General features: G+C 71.2%; 14 protein-coding genes and 2 rRNA genes. 12 read left to right on the forward strand and 4 right to left on the reverse strand.

What is annotated here, in order from left to right; translation table 11 throughout:
- From P3T37_RS04590 to P3T37_RS04620, 7 genes are all read left to right on the forward strand, one after another.
- Window positions 1-93: ribosomal RNA gene (locus P3T37_RS04590) — 23S ribosomal RNA — on the forward strand; the annotation flags it as partial.
- 90 nt (window positions 94-183) lie between these two features.
- Window positions 184-300, forward strand: a 5S ribosomal RNA gene (gene rrf, locus P3T37_RS04595).
- Window positions 301-428: 128 nt separating this feature from the next.
- The gene (locus P3T37_RS04600; protein ID WP_280722118.1) at window positions 429-1,130 is read left to right on the forward strand and encodes an ABC transporter ATP-binding protein; all 702 of its coding nucleotides are present in this window, start codon (window positions 429-431) and stop codon (window positions 1,128-1,130) included.
- Window positions 1,131-1,542: 412 nt separating this feature from the next.
- The gene (locus P3T37_RS04605) at window positions 1,543-2,583 is read left to right on the forward strand and encodes an ABC transporter substrate-binding protein (RefSeq protein WP_280722119.1); all 1,041 of its coding nucleotides are present in this window, start codon (window positions 1,543-1,545) and stop codon (window positions 2,581-2,583) included.
- A complete protein-coding gene (locus P3T37_RS04610; RefSeq protein ID WP_280722120.1) occupies window positions 2,580-3,413 on the forward strand; it encodes an ABC transporter ATP-binding protein in 834 nt (277 codons plus the stop codon). The genes P3T37_RS04605 and P3T37_RS04610 overlap by 4 nt, the downstream gene beginning before the upstream one ends.
- Window positions 3,410-4,264: an ABC transporter permease gene (locus P3T37_RS04615; protein ID WP_280722121.1), complete on the forward strand. Its 855-nt coding sequence runs from the start codon at window positions 3,410-3,412 to the stop codon at window positions 4,262-4,264. Before P3T37_RS04610 ends, P3T37_RS04615 begins: the two co-directional genes overlap by 4 nt.
- A gap of 28 nt (window positions 4,265-4,292) precedes the next feature.
- On the forward strand, window positions 4,293-5,180 hold the full coding sequence (locus P3T37_RS04620; RefSeq protein WP_280722122.1) for a TauD/TfdA family dioxygenase: 888 nt from the start codon (window positions 4,293-4,295) through the stop codon (window positions 5,178-5,180).
- Between the two features lie 60 nt (window positions 5,181-5,240).
- Here P3T37_RS04620 and P3T37_RS04625 read toward each other — a convergent pair whose 3' ends face one another.
- A complete protein-coding gene (locus P3T37_RS04625; protein ID WP_280722123.1) occupies window positions 5,241-6,563 on the reverse strand; it encodes an LLM class flavin-dependent oxidoreductase in 1,323 nt (440 codons plus the stop codon).
- Between the two features lie 112 nt (window positions 6,564-6,675).
- A complete protein-coding gene (locus tag P3T37_RS04630) occupies window positions 6,676-7,890 on the reverse strand; it encodes an ROK family protein (protein WP_280722124.1) in 1,215 nt (404 codons plus the stop codon).
- A 221-nt stretch (window positions 7,891-8,111) separates the two neighbouring features.
- Between P3T37_RS04630 and P3T37_RS04635 the strand changes: the two genes are divergently transcribed.
- The 4 genes from P3T37_RS04635 to P3T37_RS04650 are packed head-to-tail and all read left to right on the forward strand — an operon-like array spanning window position 8,112 to window position 12,606.
- The gene (locus P3T37_RS04635; protein WP_280722125.1) at window positions 8,112-10,712 is read left to right on the forward strand and encodes a sensor histidine kinase KdpD; all 2,601 of its coding nucleotides are present in this window, start codon (window positions 8,112-8,114) and stop codon (window positions 10,710-10,712) included.
- On the forward strand, window positions 10,709-11,389 hold the full coding sequence (locus P3T37_RS04640) for a response regulator (protein ID WP_035806260.1): 681 nt from the start codon (window positions 10,709-10,711) through the stop codon (window positions 11,387-11,389). Before P3T37_RS04635 ends, P3T37_RS04640 begins: the two co-directional genes overlap by 4 nt.
- 54 nt (window positions 11,390-11,443) lie before the next feature.
- On the forward strand, window positions 11,444-11,851 hold the full coding sequence (locus tag P3T37_RS04645) for an OB-fold nucleic acid binding domain-containing protein (RefSeq protein ID WP_280722126.1): 408 nt from the start codon (window positions 11,444-11,446) through the stop codon (window positions 11,849-11,851).
- Window positions 11,848-12,606, forward strand: a complete 759-nt coding sequence (locus tag P3T37_RS04650; RefSeq protein ID WP_280722127.1) for a DUF3159 domain-containing protein — start codon at window positions 11,848-11,850, stop codon at window positions 12,604-12,606. Before P3T37_RS04645 ends, P3T37_RS04650 begins: the two co-directional genes overlap by 4 nt.
- Before the next feature lie 62 nt (window positions 12,607-12,668).
- On the opposite strand, the gene P3T37_RS04655 is transcribed toward P3T37_RS04650, so the two are convergent.
- Window positions 12,669-13,340: a TrkA family potassium uptake protein gene (locus tag P3T37_RS04655; RefSeq protein ID WP_035806255.1), complete on the reverse strand. Its 672-nt coding sequence runs from the start codon at window positions 13,338-13,340 to the stop codon at window positions 12,669-12,671.
- Window positions 13,340-14,005 carry a TrkA family potassium uptake protein gene (locus P3T37_RS04660; RefSeq protein WP_280722128.1) on the reverse strand — a complete coding sequence of 222 codons (666 nt, stop codon included), beginning with the start codon at window positions 14,003-14,005 and terminating at the stop codon, window positions 13,340-13,342. Before P3T37_RS04660 ends, P3T37_RS04655 begins: the two co-directional genes overlap by 1 nt.
- 241 nt (window positions 14,006-14,246) lie before the next feature.
- Here P3T37_RS04660 and P3T37_RS04665 point away from each other — a divergent pair, with 241 nt between their 5' ends.
- Window positions 14,247-16,304, forward strand: a complete 2,058-nt coding sequence (locus P3T37_RS04665) for an APC family permease (RefSeq protein ID WP_280722129.1) — start codon at window positions 14,247-14,249, stop codon at window positions 16,302-16,304.
- The last annotated feature ends 320 nt before the right edge of the window (window positions 16,305-16,624 follow it).

Consider the following 16,624-nt stretch of genomic DNA (forward strand, 5'->3'; position numbering starts at 1 on the left):
GGCTCCCAGTAGACGACTGGGTTGATAGGCCGGATGTGGAAGCCCAGTAATGGGTGGAGCTGACCGGTACTAATAGGCCGAGGGCTTGTCCTCAGTTGCTCGCGTCCACTGTGTTGTTCTGAAACAACGACCCCACGTTTCCCCTTGGCCGGGATCGTGGTGCGGTTGACAGTTTCATAGTGTTTCGGTGGTCATAGCGTGAGGGAAACGCCCGGTTACATTCCGAACCCGGAAGCTAAGCCTCACAGCGCCGATGGTACTGCAGGGGGGACCCTGTGGGAGAGTAGGACGCCGCCGAACAATCATTCCAGATAAGCCCCCTTCCCTTCCGGGAAGGGGGCTTATCTGCATGTTTGGACACTGTCCAACGCATGACCCCGCGGCTACCGTACAGATCGAACAGGTACGTAGCCCGAGGGGGAGACCGTATGACCCAGCAGCAGAGCACCACCACACTCGCGCCCATGATCGAGATCGAGGACGTCTGGCGCAGCTTCGGCAGTGGCGCGACCGCGGTGCACGCGCTGCGTGGGGTCTCGTTCTCGGCCCGGCGCGGTGAACTCACGGCGCTGCGGGGTCGATCGGGATCGGGCAAGACCACGCTCCTCAACCTCGTCGGCGGTCTGGACTCGCCGACTTCGGGGCGGATCACGCTGGACGGTGCGGATCTGGCGGGCCTGGACGAGTCCGGCCGGCTGGCCATCCGGCGGGACCGGATCGGCTTCGTGTTCCAGTCCTTCGGCCTCATCCCGATCCTGACCGCCGCCGAGAACGTCGGTGTGCCGATGCGGCTGCGCAAGGTCGGCGCCGCGCGGCGCGAGGAGCGGGTGCGGACGCTGCTGGCGCTGGTGGGACTGTCGGACCACGCCGAGCAGCGTCCGTCCGAGATGTCCGGCGGCCAGCAGCAGCGGGTCGCGATTGCTCGGGCGCTCGCCAACGAGCCGGCGCTGATCATCGCCGACGAGCCGACCGGTCAGTTGGACTCGGAGACCGGCCGCTCGGTGATGCAGCTGCTGCGTGCGGTGGTGCGCAGCGAGGGAGCGACGGCGCTGGTGGCCACCCACGACCCGCAGTTGATGGTGCTCGCGGACCGGGTCGTCGAGCTGCGTGACGGTCAGATCGTCGAGTAGCACCCACCTCGGCCGATCCCCCCCTTCCGACCCTGAGGCCGGGCCGCCCACAACGGGCGGCCCGGCCTCAGTCGTTTCCGGGGGGCGGCAGTCAGATCCGCGCGCCTCGCGCCAGGTTTCTTGCGGCGCCGGAACATACGTTGACGCCTCCCCGCAGCGCTGGAAGCCTTTGTCAGGTGAGCCACCGAGCCGTTGCCCTGGTTGTTCGCCTGCACGTCGATCTGCGACGGCACGCGAGCGCCATCTGTGCTGCCTGCCGCTGACGCTGCCCGGCTCCCTCCTCTCGCGCAGCTTCCTTGCGCTCCCCTCCCGCTCATCACCTCTCCCCGGTTCGGACGCTGCCCAGCGCTGTCCGTGCGCTGACGCGTACCCGGGTCCGAGCCCTGCCACGCCGCCGCAAAGGACCTCCGCCATGCCCTCCGCCCTGCCCGTTTCGCTGCTGCCTGCCGCCTCCCGTCGTCAGTTCCTGGTCCTGGCCGGCCTCGCCGCCGCAGCCACCGCCTGCGGTACGGCCACCGCGTCGCCCGGCGGTGGAAAGGAGGTCACGAAACTCAGGTACCAAGGTTCGGTCGGGGCGGTAACGCTGCCCGAACTGGCCCAGGATCTGGGCTACTTCGGGAATGTGACGCTGGACTGGGTGGGAAACACGATCAGCGGCCCGCAGGACATCCAGTCCGCCGCGACCGGTCAGACCGACTTCGGCGGGGCGTTCAACGGCTCGGTGGTCAAGCTGATCGCGGCGGGTGCCCCGGTGAAAGCCGTGATCGGGTACTACGGCGTCGACCAGGCGTCGTACGAGGGGTACTACGTGCTGGAGGACAGCCCGATCCGCTCCGCCCGGGATCTGATCGGCAAGAAGGTCGGGGTGAACACGCTGGGGGCGCACTACGAGGCCCTGCTGGACATCTACCTTCAGCGCAACGGTCTTTCGCCGAGCGAGATCGCCAAGGTGGAGCCCCTGGTGCTGCCTCCGGTCAACACCGAGCAGGCGCTGCGGCAGAAGCAGATCGACGTGGCCGTGCTCGGCGGCATCCTGCGCGACAAGGCCGTCGCGGCCGGGGGCATCCGCCCGCTCTTCACCGACTTCGACCTGCTCGGGGCGTTCACCGCGGGCACCTACGTGCTGACCAACCGCTTCCTCAAGGCGAATCCGACCACGTCGCGGATCTTCGTCACGGGCGTGGCCAAGGCGATCGAGTGGGCCAGGACCACCCCGCGCGAGCAGGTGATCGCCCGCAGCGTGGACATCGTCCGCAAGCGCGGCCGCAACGAGGACACCTCGGCCCTGCAGTACTGGAAGTCGGCCGGGGTGGCCGAGACGGGCGGCCGGATCAGCGACGCGGAGTTCCAGCTGTGGATCGACTGGCTGGTCTCGCACGGCGACATCAAGGCCGGCCAGGTCAGGGCGGCCGACGTCTACACCAACAGCTTCAACGAGTTGAGCGCGCGATGACAGCGAGCATCAGCTTCCGCGGTGTCACCAAGACCTTCCCGGTGCGAGGCCCCGGCGGGGCCCGGCAGCGGACCGAGTTCACCGCTGTCGACCGGGTCGACCTGGACGTGGCCGCCGGCGAGTTCGTCGTCCTGGTCGGGCCCAGCGGCTGCGGCAAGTCCACCCTCCTCGACCTGCTCGGCGGGCTCACCAGGCCCACCGCCGGGGAGATCCTGCTGAACGGAACACCCGTCACCGGTCCGGGCCTTGACCGCAGCACGGTCTTCCAGCAGTACGCCCTGCTGCCCTGGCGCACCGCGCAGGGCAACGTCGAGTTCGGCCTGGAATCCATCGGACTGCCACGTCGTCAACGCGCGGCCAGGGCCCGCGAGTACCTGGGTCTGGTCGGCCTGGCGGGCTTCGAGGACCGGCATCCGCACGAGCTCTCCGGCGGCATGAAGCAGCGGGTGGCGATCGCCCGCAGCCTGGCCTACGACCCGGACGTCCTCCTGATGGACGAGCCGTTCGCCGCGCTGGACGCGCAGACCCGCGAGTCCCTCCAGGACGAGTTGCTGCGGATCTGGCGGCGCACCGGCAAGACCGTGCTCTTCATCACCCACGGCATCGAGGAGGCGGTCTACCTGGGCGGGCGGGTCGCCGTGCTGACCTCGCGTCCCGGCAGGGTCAAGGCGGTTCTTCCGATCGACCTGGGCAGCCGCGGCGAGGCCCAGGAGGCCCAGGACCTGCGCTCCAGCCCGGAGTTCGCCCGCCACCGGCACGAGATCTGGAGCCTGCTGCGCGACGAGGTGTCCCGGGCCCAGCAGTTGGAGAAGGAGGCAGCACCGGTATGAGTACCGATCTCAAACCACCCGCCGTTCAGCAGGAGTTGGAGCAGGAGCAGCCGCCCTCCCCGCCGACCCGCGCGCCCGGCCGGGTGCTCGGGCTGCTGCGCGACGGTGTCACCAAGTCGGTCGCGATCCTGGCTCTGCTGGCGCTCTGGGAGGTGGCTCCGCGTGCCGGCCTGGTCGACCGCACGTTCCTGCCGCCCTTCTCCGAGGTGGCCCAGGCCTGGTGGGGCCTGCTGACCAGTGGCCAGCTGGCGAGCAACACCCAGGCCAGCCTGACCCGTTCACTCGTCGGCTTCGGTCTGGCCGTGCTGATCGCGGTGCCGCTGGGCCTGCTGATCGGCTGGTACCGTCCGGTCGCCGACCTGCTCAGCCCGCTGCTGGAGCTGTTCCGCAACACCGCGGCACTCGCTCTGCTGCCGGTCTTCATCCTGATCCTGGGCATCGGCGAGACGTCAAAGATCTCGATCGTGCTCTACGCCTGCGTCTGGCCGATCCTGCTCAACACGATCAGCGCGGTACGCACCGTCGACCCCACCCTGCTGCGGCTGGCCCGTTCGCTGAACCTGCCACCGCTGCGGCTCTTCCAGAAGGTGATCCTGCCGGCCTCCGTACCGGCGGTCTTCACCGGGATCCGGCTGGCCGGATCGGTCTCGATCCTCGTTCTGGTGGCGGCCGAGATGGTCGGAGCCAAGGCCGGTCTGGGCTACCTGATCAACGCCTCGCAGTTCAACTTCGCGATCCCGCAGATGTACGCGGGCATCGTCACCATCTCCGTCCTCGGCCTGCTCTTCAACCAACTGCTGGTCGCGCTGGAACGCCGCTTCACCCGCTGGCGCGCCCCGCTCTCCGCCTGAACAGCCCCTTCCCCGAAAGGACTTCGTCATGACCCTGGAGATTCACAAGATCGGCGGCCGGATCGGCGCCGAGGTCAGCGGCCTCGATCTCTCCGGCGCACTCCAGCCGGAGGTGGTCGCCGAGCTGAACGCCGCGCTGGTGGCGCACAAGGCGCTCTTCTTCCGCGGCCAGACGCTCGACGACGACGGCCAGACCCGGTTCGCCGAGCACTTCGGTCCCCTCACCACCGCCCACCCGACCGTGGCCGCCCTCGACGGGCAGCCCAACGTGCTGGCCGTGGACAGCGCCGAGGGCGGTCGGGCCAACCGCTGGCACACCGACGTCACCTTCGTCCGCACCCCGCCCAAGGCCAGTACGCTGCGCAGCCTGGTCGTCCCGCCCTACGGCGGCAACACGCTGATCGCCGACACGCAGGGCGCCTATCGTGATCTCCCGGACGCCCTGCGCGAGTTGGCCGACCGGCTCTGGGCTGTGCACACCAACGACTACGACTACGCCCAGGGCCGCGAGCTGGACGCCAAGGAGGCCGAGCGCCGCGCGGTCTTCACGGCGAGCAAGTACCGCACCGCTCATCCGGTGGTCCGGGTCCACCCGGAGAGCGGTGAGCGCGGGCTCTTCATCGGGGGCTTCGCGCAGAGCATCATCGGCCTGTCCTCGCACGAGTCGCACGACCTGCTGCGCAGCCTGCAGGCGTACGTCACCCGCCCGGAGAACGTGGTCCGCTGGCGCTGGGCCGTGGGTGACCTGGTGCTCTTCGACAACCGGGCCACCCAGCACTACGCGCCCGACGACTACGACGGTCTGCCGCGCCTGCTGCACCGGGTGACCGTGGCCGGGGACGTCCCGGTGGGCGTCAGCGGCGAGTCGAGCCACGTCCTGGAAGGCGACGAGGCGGCGCACTACACGAGCCTCTGAACCAAAAGGAGCGCCGCGAGGTCCGGGAGGACCTCGCGGCGCTGTCGCGTGTGGGGCGGGTCAGCCCCAGCGGCCCGCCGGCCGCGGCAGTCCGTAGTGCTCGCGCAGCGTGCTGCCCTGGTAGCCGTCGCGGAAGAGCCCGCGGGCGCGGAGCAGCGGGACCACGTGCTCGACGAAGTCCTCGAGTCCGCTCGGCAGCAGCGGCGGCATGACGTTGAAGCCGTCCGCCGCGCCCTGTGTGAACCAGGTCTCGATGTGGTCGGCGAGCTGCTCGGGAGTCCCGACGACCACCTGGTGCCCGCGTCCGCCGCCGAGCCGCCCGACCAGTTGGCGCAGCGTCAGCCGGTCGCGCTCGGCGAGGTCGCGGATCAGCTCGAAGCGGCTCTTCGCGCCGTTGATCGCGGCGAGCGGGGGAAGTGGGGGCAGCGGCTCGTCCAGCGGGTGGTCCGTCAGGTCGACGCCCAGCACGGTGGAGAGCACCCCGACCGCGCGGGCCGGGCTGATCAGCTCGTCCAGTTCGCGGTCCAGCGTCTTGGCCTCCGCCTCGGTCGAGCCGAGCACCGGTACCACGCCGGGCAGGATCTTCAGCTGCGCCGGGTCGCGCCCGGCCGCGGCGGCCCGGCGCTTGAGGTCGGCGTAGAAGGACTGCCCCTCCTCCAGCGTCTGCTGCGCGGTGAAGACCGCCTCGGCCCAGCGGGCGGCGAAGCCCTTGCCGTCCTCCGAGGACCCGGCCTGGACCAACAGCGGGTACCCCTGCGGGCTGCGCGGGATGTTCAGCGGCCCGCGCACCTGGAAGTGCTCACCGACGTGGTCGATGTCGTGCACCTTGCCCGGGTCGGCGAAGGAGCCGCTCGCCCGGTCGAGCAGCAGCGCGTCGTCCTCCCAGCTGTCCCAGAGCGCGGTGGCCACCCGCAGGAACTCGTCGGCCCGCTGGTAGCGCACCGCGTGCTGCTGGTTGGCGCTGCGGTTGAAGTTCTGTGCGGAGCGCTCGCCGGCCGAGGTGACGATGTTCCAGCCGGCCCGGCCGTGGCTGATGTGGTCGAGCGAGGCGAACTGCCGGGCCAGGTTGTACGGCTCGGTGTAGCCGGTGGAGACGGTGCCGATCAGGCCGATCCGGGTCGTCACCGCGGCGATCGCGGCCAGCAGCGTGAAGGGTTCGAAGCTGCTGATCAGACCCCAGCCGCCGTCGGACCGCGCCTCCACGCCGTCGGCCAGGAAGACCGAGTCGAAGGAGGCGGCCTCGGCGGCCTGGGCCAGACGTTGGAAGTGGGCGATGTCGCGGGCCTGGGCGGGATCGGTGCGCGGGTGGCGCCAGGCGGCCTCGTGGTGGCCGACACCCATCAGGAAGAGGTTGAAGTGCAACTGCCGGTCGGCGGTGGGCATGGCGGGACACTCCTCGGGCGAGGGAAGCGGTGGAATTGGTGATATGTCAACAATTCTCGGCCGCTCCCGCCGCCCCGGCCACGATTTCTGACGCGGTGGAAGAAACCCGGCGTCAGCCCGCGGCCCGGGCCGTCCGCAGATCCATCGGCCGCTGGTACGTCGCGTCCAGCACCCCGGCGCAGGCCGCCACCGCCAGGACGTCCCGGCCGAACGAACCGACGGTCACCAGCTGGGTCGGCTCCGACCGGGCCCCGATCTGCTCGGCGAAGTACTCCCGCAGCCCGGGCACGGTCAGCATCCCGACCTCGACCACCACCAGCACCTCCGGATTGAGCATGTCCAGCAGCAGCGAGGCCGCCGGCGCGAGCAGCCGAAGCCGTTCCTCGAAGAGCCGCCGCGCCGCCGGGTCGCCGGCGGCGGCCAGCTCCGCCAGCAGCGTGATGTCGGCGCGCGGGATCAGCCCCTGCGCCCGGGCGCTGCGCGCGAGGGTCCGCTCCGAGACGGTGGCCTGCAGGCAGCCGAGCCGTCCGCACGGGCAGGGCTCGGTCGATCCGGGGACGGGCAGGTGCGCGATGCCCCCGGCCCGCGAGCGGCGCCCGCGCAGGACCGCGCCGCCGGTGGCGATCGCGGCGTCCACCACGTTGCCGACGAAGAGCTCGACCAGCTCGGTGCAGCCGGTGCCCGCGCCGAACAGCAGCTCGGCCTGCGCCAACGCCCGGGCGTGGCCGTCCACATGGGTCGGCAGCCGGCTGATCCGGGCGTCCGGTACGCCGACCAGCAGTTCGCGCAGCGGCACGTCCCGCCAGCCCAGCACGGTGTTCTCCACGACGCTGCCGCGCTCGCTGTCCACCCAGCCGCCGGTCACCACCCCCAGGCCCAGCAGCGAGCGCCCGGCGGCACGTCGCGCCAGGAAGCCCGGCAGGTGGCGGCGCACGGTGGCCAGTACCGCTTCGGCGTCCCCCGTTCGGGGGACCCGCTCGTGCGCCACCACCCGGCCGCGCAGGTCCAGCAGGGCGAAGGTCAGCCACGGCACGCCGATGTGCACGCCGCAGGCCAGGTGATGGCCGGTGTCGATGTCCAGCGGCAGTTGCGGCCGGCCCGCCCGCGGCGGCCCCTCCACCGGCGGCAGCTCGCGCAGCAGCCCGATCCCGATCAGCTCCGAGGTGTGCCGCGACACGGCCGCCGGGCTCTGTCCGGTCGCCCGCCCCAGCGCGGTCCGGGACAGCGGCCCGCCCGCCAGCACCGCGCGCAGCACTGCTCCGGCACCCCCGCCCTCGGTGGGCGGCGGTGTCCTTCCGACCGCGGGCGGAGCAACCAGTGACAGCATGCGCCGATGCTCCCAGCGCGGTGTTGCACCACCATGGCGGGGGCATGAAGCGCTGCCGCGGGCCGCTGCCGGCAGCGGACCGATTTCCGTCAAGATGCCGCTAAATCTGCCGTCTGACCAGCCCGATCGAAGGCAGGGCAGCCGTTACCCCGTAGTCTCGACAGCGCCGAACAGGCGTCCGGGGGTGGCCCTCGGGCTGAGCTCGATCAAGAATGGGTCGCATGGCACGCGGAAGGCTGCGGATCTACCTCGGGGCCGCCCCCGGGGTCGGAAAGACGTACGCCATGCTCTGCGAGGCCCACCGGCGGCTGTCCCGCGGCACGGACGTGGTGATCGGTTTCGTCGAGCACCACAACCGGGAGAACACCGCCGAGTTGCTGCACGGCCTCGAGGCCGTCCCGCGCCGCACCCTGGAGCACCGCGGCGCCGAGTTCACCGAGCTGGACCTGGACGCACTGCTGGCCCGCCGTCCGCAGGTCGCCCTGGTCGACGAGTTGGCGCACACCAACGTCCCCGGCTGCCGCAACGCCAAGCGCTGGCAGGACGTCGAGGAGCTGCTCGCGGCCGGCATCGACGTGATCTCCACCGTCAACATCCAGCACCTGGAGTCGCTCGGCGACGTGGTCGAGGGCATCACGGGTGTGCGCCAGCGCGAGACCGTGCCGGACGAGGTGGTCCGCCGGGCCGACCAGATCGAGCTGGTCGACATGTCCCCGCAGGCGCTGCGCCGCCGGTTGGCGCACGGCAACGTCTATGCGCCGGACAAGATCAACGCCGCGCTCTCCAACTACTTCCGCCCCGGCAACCTCACCGCACTGCGTGAGCTGGCTCTGCTCTGGACGGCCGACCGGGTCGACGAGTACCTCCTGACCTACCGGGCCGAGCAGGGCATAGCCGACACCTGGCAGGCCCGTGAGCGGATCGTGGTGGGCCTGACCGGCGGCCCCGAGGGCGCCACGCTGATCCGCCGGGCCGCCAGGATCGCCGCCAAGGGCTCCGGCAGCGAGCTGCTGGCCGTCCACATCTCGCGCTCGGACGGCCTGGCCGGCGGCGGCTCCCCGCAGTCGCTGATCGAGCAGCGGGTGCTGGTGGAGAGCCTGGGCGGCAGCTTCCACACCGTGCTGGGCGACGACCCGTCGCAGGCGCTGCTGGACTTCGCGCGCGGGGTCAACGCCACCCAGATCGTGCTCGGCTCCAGCCGCCGCAAGGCCTGGCAGTACATCTACGGCCCGGGCGTGGGCAGCACGGTGGCCCGCGACTCCGGCGACATCGACGTCCACATCGTCACCCACGAGCACGTCGCGCACGGGCGCGGCCGGATCCCGGTCCGTCCGATCACCGATCTGGGACGGACCCGCACGATCGCCGGCTGGCTGATCGGGGTGGCCGGACCGCTGCTGCTCAGCGCGGTGCTCACCGGCGTCCGCGGCCCGGGGCTGCCCACCGACATGCTGCTCTTCCTGTCGGTCACGGTCTGCGCGGCGCTGGTCGGCGGGCTGCTCCCGGCGATCGCCGCCGCCCTGGTCGGCTCGACGGCGCTCAACTACTACTTCACGCCCCCCACGCACACCTTCACCATCTCCGATCCCGAGAACATCCTGGCGGTCGCCATCTTCACGGCGGTCGGGATCTCGGTCGCCACCGTGGTCGACACCGCCGCCAAGCGGAGCCACCAGGCCGCCCGCGCCCAGACCGAGGCGCAGACGCTGAGCGCGCTGGCGGGCACCGTGCTGCGCGGCGCGCCCGGCGGCGAGGGCGTCCTGACGGCCCTGCTGGACCAGGTCCGGGAGACCTTCCAGCAGGAGTCCGTCGCCCTCCTGGAGCGCTCCGACGAGCACGCGCCCTGGCAGTGCGCCGCCGCGAGCGGTCCCCACCCGCCGACCCGGCCCGACGAGGCGGACGTGGACGTGCCGGTGGGCGAGAACCTCGCGCTGGTGCTGGACGGCCGGGTGCTGCCCGCCGAGGACCGCCGGCTGCTGGGGGCCTTCGCGGCCCAGGCCGCCGTGGTGCTGGAGCGCCGCCGACTCGCCAAGGAGGCGATCGCCGCCCGCCGGCAGGCCGAGGGCAACCGGATCCGCACCGCCCTGCTGGCCGCCGTCTCGCACGACCTGCGCACGCCGCTGGCCGGGATCAAGGCGGCGGTCTCCTCGCTGCGCGCCGAGGACGTCGAGTGGGACGCGGCCGACGAGGCCGAGCTGCTGGCCGGCATCGAGGCCGGCGCCGACCGTCTCGACCACCTGATCAACAACCTGCTGGACATGAGCCGCCTGCAGACCGGCACGGTCACCCCGCTGATCCAGGAGGTGGACCTGGACGAGGTGGTCCCGTTCGCGCTCGGCGGCGTCCCGCTGGAGTCCGTCCGCCTTGAGGTGCCGGAGACGCTGCCGATGGTCCCGGCCGACGCCGGGCTGCTGGAGCGGGCGCTGGCCAACCTGATCGAGAACGCGGTGAAGTACAGCCCGCCGGGTGAGCGGGTGCTGGTCAAGGCCGACGCCCTGGAGCCGTCGACCGGACCCGGCCGGGTCGAGCTGCGGGTGGTCGACCGCGGGCCGGGCGTCCCGGAGGAGGCCAAGGAGAAGATCTTCGCGCCCTTCCAGCGCTACGGCGACGCGCCCCGCGGCGCCGGCGTCGGTCTCGGCCTCGCGGTGGCCCGCGGCTTCGTGGAGGCGATGGGCGGCACACTGGCCGCCGAGGACACTCCGGGCGGCGGCCTGACCATGGTCGTCGTCCTGCCCGCAGTCGAACGGCCGCCCGAAGCGGCCGTGCCCGACCTGCCCCCGATCACTCCCCCCCTCGCCCCCCGAAAGGCGGAGCACGCATGACCCGGGTCCTCGTAGTGGACGACGAACCGCAGATCGTCCGCGCGCTGGTGATCAACCTCAAGGCGCGCAAGTACGAGGTGGACGCGGCGCACGACGGCGCCAGCGCACTGGAGCTGGCCGCCGCGCGCCACCCCGACGTGGTCGTCCTGGACCTCGGCCTGCCCGACATGGACGGGGTGGAGGTGATCAAGGGCCTGCGCGGCTGGACCAGGGTCCCGATCATCGTGCTCTCCGCCCGGCACGCCTCGGACGAGAAGGTCGAGGCGCTGGACGCGGGCGCCGACGACTACGTCACCAAGCCGTTCGGGATGGACGAGCTGCTGGCCCGGATGCGGGCCGCCGTGCGGCGGGCCGAGCCGGTGGTCGGCGAGGACGACTCGCTGGTGGTCACCGAGGGCTTCACCGTCGACCTCGCGGCGAAGAAGGTCAACCGGGACGGCACCGACGTCCGGCTCACTCCCACCGAGTGGCACCTGCTGGAAGTGCTGGTCCGCAACGCCGGCCGGCTGGTCAGCCAGACCCAGCTGCTCCAGGAGGTCTGGGGCCCGGCCTACCGGACCGAGACCAACTACCTGCGGGTCTACCTGGCCCAGCTGCGCCGCAAGCTGGAGGCGGACCCCTCGCACCCGCGGCACTTCATCACCGAACCGGGCATGGGATACCGCTTCGAGGCGTGAGTTCGGCCTGTTCGAGCACGACATCGGGAGGCACTGAACCGGTACCCTTCCGGCATGAGTGGTAACAGCAGCGACCAGCCGCAGGGCCGCCTGCGCCGGATGTTCAGCCGCCTCACCTCCAGCCAGGAAGAACTCCAGGCGGAGGAGCTGCGCCAGAACTGCGCGGAGTCGGGATGCACCCCGATCGCCAGTTGCGGGGACCGCGAAGTGGTCACGGTGGCGGGCACTCTGCGGACCGTGACCCTCCGCCCCCGGGCCGGTGTGCCGGCCCTGGAGGCCGAGCTGTTCGACGGCACGGAGGCGCTGGACGTGGTCTGGCTCGGCCGTCGCTCGATCGCGGGCATAGAGCCCGGCCGTCGCATGATCGCCAGTGGCCGGCTCGGCCATGCACGCGGGCGCCGCGTGCTGTTCAACCCTCGCTACGAACTGCGTCCGGTGGGACAGGGGAGCGATCACCAGTGACCAATCCGCCCGGCGGCGAACACGACGCCGCCGCTCCGCTCTCCGCTGCGCTCACGCAGGTCGACGAGCCGCCCGCAGCGCCGGAATCGCCCGAGGAGGCCGCGGCCCGTGAGGCAGCCGCCTCCCGGGAGGCCGCCGACACGGTGATCAAGGCCTTCGGCGGCGTCCGCGGCATGATCGACATGACCCTCCCGGGTCTGGTCTTCATCCTCACCTTCAACATCACCCACCAGGTCGCCACGGCGGCCTGGGCGGCGCTGGGCCTCAGCGGGATCTTCGTGGTGCTGCGGCTGCTGCGCCGGGAGACCGTCCAGCACGCCTTCGGCGGCGTCTTCGGCGTGGCGATCGGCGCCTACATCGCCATGAAGACCGGCAAGGCCCAGGACTTCTACCTGCCCGGGCTGCTCTACAACGTCGGCTACTGCATCGTGCTGGCGATCTCCGCGCTGGTGCGCTGGCCGGCGATCGGGGTGACGCTCGGCCCGGTGACCGGCGAGATGTTCACCTGGCGGACGAAGAACCCGGGCCGGCTGGCCGCGTACACCAAGGCCACCTGGGCCTGGGTGGTGATCATGGGCATCAAGCCGGTGATCCTCTTCCCGCTCTACTTCACCGGCAACGTCAACCTGCTGGGCTGGCTCAAGGTCGCGCTGGGCATCCCGCCGATGCTGCTGGCGATGTACGTGACCTGGCGGATCCTGCTCACCGCCCCGCCGCCCATCAAGGCGGAGGAGCCAGCGGAGGACCCCGCCTGACGGAAGGGCCCGTACCCCACGCCGGGGTACGGGCCCTTCTGCCTCTGTTCTGCCTCTGTCGCCTACTGGGCGCCGGAGCCTGCCGAGAGCAGGTCCTCCAGCTCCTCCTCGCGCTCCTGGGCCGCGACGAAGAGCAGCTCGTCGCCGCCCTCCAGGGTGTCGTCCTTGCCCGGCACCAGCACCCGGCCGGCCCGGATGATGGTCACCAGCGCGGTGTCGGTCGGCCAGCTCACGTCGCCGACCCGGGTGCCCACCAGCTCGGTGTCCGCGGCCAGCGTCAGCTCGACGAGGTTGGCGTTGCCCTGGCTGAAGCGCATCAGCCGGACCAGGTCACCGACGCTCACCGCCTCCTCGACCAGCGCGGACATCAGCCGCGGGGTGGAGACGGCCACGTCGACGCCCCAGGACTCGTTGAAGAGCCACTCGTTCTTCGGGTTGTTCACCCGGGCGACCACCCGCGGCACGCCGTACTCGGTCTTCGCCAGCAGCGAGACCACCAGGTTGACCTTGTCGTCACCCGTGGCGGCGATCACCACGTGGCAGTGCTGCAGCGCCGCCTCGTCCAGCGAGGTGATCTCGCAGGCGTCGGCCAGCAGCCACTCCGCCATCGGGACCCGCTCGACCGAGATCGAGTTCGGGTTCTTGTCCACGAGCAGTACCTCGTGGCCGTTCTCCAGCAGCTCGGCCGCGATCGATCGGCCGACCGCGCCTGCTCCGGCAATTGCGACTCGCATCAGTGACCCTCCTCCGGGCCCTTGGCGAACGCCGCCTCGACCGTCGCCATGTCCGCCCGGCGCAGCATCACCTGCACCAGATCGCCTTCCTGCAGCACCATCTGCGGTGCCGGCAGCACACCCTCGCCCAGCCGGGTGATGAACGCCACCCTGGTCCCGGAGGCCTCCTCCAGCTCGAGCACCCGGCGACCGATCCAGGCCGCGGCGAACGGCACCTCGGCGAGCTGGACGGTCCCGCTCGGGTCCTGCCAGAGCGGCTCGGCGCCGCTGGGCAGCAGCCGGCGCAGCATCTGGTCGGCGGTCCAGCGGACGGTGGCCACGGTCGGGATGCCCAGGCGCTGGTAGACCTCGGCGCGGCGGGGGTCGTAGATCCGGGCCGCGACGTGCTCGACGCCGAAGTTCTCCCGGGCCACCCGGGCCGCGATGATGTTCGAGTTGTCGCCGCTGCTGACCGCGGCGAAGGCGCCGGCCTCCTCGATGCCGGCCTCCCGCAGGGTGTCCTGGTCGAAACCGACGCCGGTCACCCGCCGACCGTTGAACCCGGCCCCGAGGCGACGGAAGGCCGTCGGGTCCTGATCGACCACGGCCACCGAGTGGCCCTGCTTCTCCAGTGCTCTGGCGAGGGCGGAACCCACCCGGCCGCAGCCCATGATGACGATGTGCACGGTGTTACGACCTCACCCGATCCGTTGCGGCCTTGACCTGGATAGACACCGTTCATCATCCTTCCGTGCCCCCGGCGCCGGGGGTTCCTTCGCGCCGCCTCCCAGGCGGGCTGCGGCTCGGCAACTGGAGTGTTGCCCGCAAGCTCATCATCCGACACGCTAGCGGGTCTTTCGAACGGGGGATCGGCAGACCCGGGGCCTGTTGTCACCCCGTATGCGAGAACCCTTACGCTTTCTTAACGTGCCCAACTTGACGGACGTCCCCAAACGCCTCCTCATCGGTCGCGCGCTGCACAACGACCAGCTCGGCGAGACCTTGCTGCCCAAGCGCATCGCCCTGCCGGTCTTCGCCTCCGACGCACTCTCCTCGGTCGCCTACGCCCCGGAGGAGATCCTCCTCACCCTGTCGATCGCCGGTGTCTCGGCGATCCACTTCTCGTGGCAGATCGGCGTCGTGGTCGCCGTCGTGATGCTCGCGGTGGTGGCCTCCTACCGGCAGAACGTGCACGCCTACCCCAGCGGCGGCGGCGACTACGAGGTCGCCACCGTCAACCACGGACCCGACTCGGGCCTGGTGGTCGCCAGCGCCCTGATGGTCGACTACGTGCTGACCGTGGCGGTGTCGACGACCTCCGGCGTGGCGAACGTGGTTTCCGCGGTGCCCGCGCTGCGCGGCCACGAGATGGGGATCAGCGTCCTGCTGGTCCTCGTCCTGATGGGGATGAACCTGCGCGGCGTCCGCGAGTCCGGATCCGCCTTCGCCGTCCCGACCTACGCCTTCATGGCCGGTGTGATCGGGATGGTGCTCTACGGCCTGGTCCGCCACCTGGTCTTCGGCACGGCCCTGCACGCCGAGAGCGCCGGCTTCCACCTCCAGCCGACCCCGGGCAACTCCGCTGTCACCGGGTTCGCGCTGGTGTTCCTGCTGCTCAGGGCATTCTCCTCGGGCTGCGCGGCGCTCACCGGCGTCGAGGCGATCAGCAACGGCGTGCCGGCCTTCCGCAAGCCGAAGAGCAGGAACGCCGCGACCACCCTGCTGCTGATGGCGAGCATCGCGGTCACCATGTTCATGGGGATCATCTACCTGGCCCACCTGACGGGCACCCAGATGGCCGAGAATCCCGCCCAGCAGCTGCTCGGCGCGCCCGCCGACTACCACCAGAAGACGGCGCTGGCGCAGATCAGCGAGGCGGTCTTCTCCAACTTCACGCCGGGCTTCTACTTCATCGCGGCCGTCACCGGCCTGATCCTGGTGCTGGCCGCCAACACCGCCTTCAACGGCTTCCCGGTGCTCGGCTCGATCCTCGCCCAGGACCGCTACCTGCCGCGCCAGCTGCACACCCGCGGCGACCGGCTGGCCTTCTCCAACGGCATCATCCTGCTGGCGGGCGCCGCGATCCTGTTCATCGTGGCCTTCGGCGCCGACCCCAACCGGCTGATCCAGCTCTACATCGTCGGCGTCTTCGTCTCCTTCAACATGAGCCAGTCCGGCATGATCCGGCACTGGACCCGGCTGCTGCGCACCGAGACAGACGCCAAGGAGCGCCGCCGGATGCAGCGCTCGCGGGCGATCAACACCTTCGGCCTGGTGATGACCGCGGCCGTGCTGATCGTCGTCCTGGTCACCAAGATCGGCCACGCCTGGATCGCCATCGCGACCATGTGCGTGCTCTTCGTGATGATGAAGGCGATCCGCCGCCACTACGAGACCGTCTCCCGGGAGCTGGTCGCGGCCGAGGAGCCGGACGACACCGTCCTGCCGACCCGGGTGCACGCCATCGTGCTGGTCTCCCGGCTGCACAAGCCCGCGCTGCGGGCACTGGCGTACGCGCGGCTGGCACGGGCGGACGTCCTGGAGGCGATCACCGTCAACGTGGACCCGCAGGACACCCGGGCGCTGCGCGAGGACTGGGACGGCCGCGGCATCGAGGTGCCGCTCAAGGTACTGGACTCGCCGTACCGCGAGATCAGCGGGCCGGTCCTGGAGTACGTCAAGAACCTGCGCCGCAGCAGCCCGCGCGAAGTGGTCAGCGTCTACATCCCCGAGTACGTGGTCGGCCACTGGTACGAACACCTGCTGCACAACCAGAGCGCGCTGCGGCTCAAGGGGCGGCTGCTCTTCAAGCCCGGCGTGATGGTGACCTCCGTCCCGTGGCAGCTGGAATCGTCCGAGCGGCGCCGCACCCAGCGGGCCTGGTCGGCTCCCGGAGCCGTTCGACGCGGCGAACCGCGGCACGGCACGGTACCGTCGGGTTCCGTCGAGAACGCCGCCGATGCCAGCAAGGACGCCACTTCGTGAGTCGCAACACCCCGCCCCGTTCGTCGGGCAAGTCCGGACAGCCCAAAAAGGGGGGCAAGGGTGCCTCGACCGGCAAGGTCGGGCAGGTAGCCCGGCCGCGCTGGTCGAACAAGCCCGCCCGGCCCTCGGCCACCGACCGGGACGGCCTCTCGGTCGAGACCGCCCCGGTGGTCCCCGCCGAGCCGACGCCCGCCGAGCGGCCCGCAGCCCAGCCGCGCACCCCGCGCGAGCCCCGCACGCCGCGGACCCCGCGCACCCCGCGCACGCCCCGCACCCAGGGCGACGCGCCGCGCACCGCCCGTCCCACCCGCGCCGCCGCG

Source organism: Kitasatospora sp. MAA4 (genome assembly GCF_029893355.1).
Taxonomy (GTDB): Bacteria; Actinomycetota; Actinomycetes; order Streptomycetales; family Streptomycetaceae; genus Kitasatospora.